Below are 3,491 nucleotides of genomic sequence, written 5' to 3'. Positions count from 1 at the left end.
ACCGTTTCAGCAGGTACAGCCATCACGGTGAATCAGGTGGGACAAAATTTTGAAGTTGTCAACACAGCACCGGATCAAACTGTTACACTTGCCGATGGTGGTAGTGGAAATGTCACCATTGGAGGAACGTATCCAAACCTTACTGTTGATGTAGCTTCATTGAACGATGCAGATTCAAATCCGGCAAATGAATTACAAACTTTATCCCAGGTAGGAAACAATGTAACCCTATCTGACGGAGGAGGTACTATTTCTGTGGCAGATAACGACAATGATCCGACCAATGAAAATCAAACCGTTTCTGCCGGTACGGGTGTTAATGTCAATCAAGTAGGTCAAAATTATGAGGTAGTAAATACAGCACCAGATCAGACCGTTACACTTGTAGATGGTGGTAATGGAAATGTCACCATTGGAGGCACATATCCAAATCTTACCATCAATGTGCCTGACAATAATGATAATAGTCCTGCAAATGAATTACAGACTTTATCCCAGGTAGGAAACAATGTAACCCTATCTGACGGAGGAGGTACCATTTCTGTGGCCGACAACGACAATGATCCCGGCAATGAGAATCAGACCGTTTCAGCAGGTACAGCCATCACGGTGAATCAGGTGGGACAAAATTTTGAAGTTGTCAACACAGCACCGGATCAAACTGTTACACTTGCCGATGGTGGTAGTGGAAATGTCACCATTGGAGGAACGTATCCAAACCTTACTGTTGATGTAGCTTCATTGAACGATGCAGATTCAAATCCGGCAAATGAATTACAAACTTTATCCCAGGTAGGAAACAATGTAACCCTATCTGACGGAGGAGGTACTATTTCTGTGGCAGATAACGACAATGATCCGACCAATGAAAATCAAACCGTTTCTGCGGGTACGGGTATTAATATCAATCAGGTGGGACAGAATTTTGAAGTTGTCAACACAGCACCTGATCAAACAGTTACACTTGCCGATGGTGGCAATGGAAATGTCACTATTGGAGGTACATATCCAAATCTTACCATCGATGTGCCTGATAATAATGATAATAGTGCGGCTAATGAACTACAAACTTTATCCCAGGTAGGAAACAATGTAACCCTCTCTGATGGAGGAGGTACTATTTCTGTGGCAGACAACGACAATGATTCAACAAACGAAATACAAACCATAACTTCGACAGACGGTTCCATAAGTATTACCCCATCAGGTAACGATTACGATCTTTCGGTAACTTCTGTAGATCCTACAAATATTTTTCATGCCCTCGGGCTTATTGATGGTGCAAATGTTAATGGCGCCCTTGGAGGAGTAATTAAAAATCATAATATCGCATCTGTTACAAGAGCCTCTGCTGGTCGTTACACAATAAATTTTACAACAGCCGCTGATAATACCAGTTACATAGTTCAACTTACCCTTAGAGGATTGCCTATTGGGGCTACTATTGTAGTAAGTACCTCAGATACAACTAATTTTGGAGTTTGGATCGACAGTGAGGTGGCAGGGATTCAAACTCCAACAGACGCCCAATTTTATTTTTCAATAATCGATTTTCCATAATGAAAAGAAGCGCAGCGTTCATAGCAATACTTGTTGGACTTAGTGCTTTCGCCCAACCCGCCCTATATAACAGCGGGAACCTGCGTATTCACGACCAGGGGCAAATGGGATTCCATGCTAACCTGATCAATGACGGAATCTTTGACGATAACCTGGGATTAGTAGGCTTCTACGGCCCGTCTTTCCTGGAAGTTTCAGGGGCCCTTAATCCGGTTTTCTTCGACGTGGAGATCGCCGCCGATGGCGGGGTCATCCTTAATACGAGCGTAAGTGTCCGCAATAACACCAATTTTGTTTCAGGGGATTTTAGGATCAATAAGGCCCAGCCACAGCTGTTCTACGAATTTCTGCAGGATGCCTTCTTTGTAGGGGAAAGCAACATCTCCAAAGTAGATGGGTATGCCTCCATGTCGGGGCAACAAACCTTTACCTTCCCCGTAGGTGATGCTAATGAAATAAGACCCTTGATCCTTAATTCTGAAGCGGTAAACGCTTTTTCCAAGTGTGCCTATTTTTACGAAGATCCCAATTTTCCTTCTACCTTTAGTCCGTTTAATACACAGATCAGACCCCGGACGGTTGAAGCAGTAAGTACGTTCGAATTTTGGCGCCTGGAGGGCTCAGTTACTTCAACGGTGACCCTCAGCTGGAATGCCCGAAGCAATTTAGCCTTATTCGCAGAAGAAGTGGGAAACATCCTGGTGATGGGATGGAATAAAGCTGCCCGGCAGTGGCTTCCCCTGGGAAATACAGCGGCGGGTGGTGATCTGAATGCCGGTTTTGTTACTTCTGCGCCTTTTGTCCCCGACGATTTTGAGATAATCACTTTTGGTAGTCTGGCTGTTGCCGAAGAACTACTGACCCTGGATAATTACTATATTTCTCCCAACGGTGATGGTATCAATGATTTTCTTCAAATTCCGGAACTGGATCAGTCGCCCAATAACCGACTCGAAATTTACGATCGCAGGGGTCTGAAAGTCTTCCAAATGGATAATTACCAGGATCAATTTACAGGAATTTCCAATGTGGAAAACATGGTCTTGAATCGTGGAATCGGACTGCCGGAAGGCCTCTATTATTACATCATTTCCATGGATGATCTGGGCTTAAATTTCCAGGGATTTTTGTTCCTCGAACGTTAGTTGTAGGATGAATCCTACTCGCTGAATTGTCATATTCTTCGGCGTCTGGCGAGCTTTTATCACTTCACAACAGCATTCCAACACTTCACAACAATAATTACCTCCTCCCCAGCCTGTGCGCTATTTTTACGTGGCTATGAAAAAAATGCGCAAACTTTTTACAATGAACTCAAAGTATTTATTATTACTCGCAGTTCTTCTCCTTGGTCAGTTCGCGACGGCTCAGGTAAAGATCGGTGAAAACCCAAATCAGATCAATTCGGCCTCCATTATCGAATTGGAAAGCTCCACCAAGGCATTTGTACTCACCCGTGTTACCACGGCCCAAATGCAGAGCATTAAACCCTTGCGTGGAGCACTGGTGTACAACACTGAGGATGATTGTGTCTTCTATTACGACGGGGGCCAATGGATAGATCTTTGTAATGGCTCTGCCAACAAAGGTACCTTCACTTTTGTAGATAACAACAACGGTACTTTTACGATCAATTATTCAGATGGCACTTCTTTTACCTCAACTGACTTAACAGGACCAGCAGGGCCACAAGGAATACAGGGAGACCCCGGACCGCAAGGACCACAAGGAATACAGGGAGATCCCGGACCTCAGGGACCAGTAGGACCCGCAGGGGCAGACGGTGCTGATGGCGCTGATGGTGTTGATGGTGCTCAGGGACCGCAAGGAGATCCCGGGCCACAAGGACCGCAAGGACCCGCAGGAGCTGACGGCGCTGATGGTGCTGACGGTGCTCAGGGACCGCAAGGAGATCCCGGGCCACAAGGACC

2 protein-coding genes and 1 pseudogene are annotated in these 3,491 nt (G+C 45.3%); all 3 read left to right on the top strand.

Annotation, left to right across the window (positions count from 1 at the left end; genetic code table 11):
- Positions 1–1,560: beta strand repeat-containing protein (locus AB8P51_RS02230; protein WP_369747138.1), on the top strand; the 1,560-nt coding region annotated here is incomplete at its 5' end.
- Positions 1,560–2,705 (top strand): gliding motility-associated C-terminal domain-containing protein, encoded by a 1,146-nt coding sequence (locus AB8P51_RS02225; RefSeq protein ID WP_369747137.1) that lies wholly within the window; start codon positions 1,560–1,562, stop codon positions 2,703–2,705. The genes AB8P51_RS02230 and AB8P51_RS02225, both read left to right, overlap by 1 nt.
- Before the next feature lie 163 nt (positions 2,706–2,868).
- Positions 2,869–3,491 (top strand): annotated as a pseudogene (locus AB8P51_RS02220) (hypothetical protein); the annotation flags it as partial.

It is taken from the genome of Muriicola sp. SD30, assembly GCF_041205185.1.
Lineage (GTDB): Bacteria > Bacteroidota > Bacteroidia > Flavobacteriales > Flavobacteriaceae > Muriicola.
This window is presented reverse-complemented; position numbering and strand designations above follow the sequence as displayed.

Coding starts and splice junctions, on each gene's coding strand:
- AB8P51_RS02225 (WP_369747137.1), top strand. CDS start 1,560: ATGAAAAGAAGCGCAGCGTTCATAGCAATACTTGTTGGACTTAGTGCT.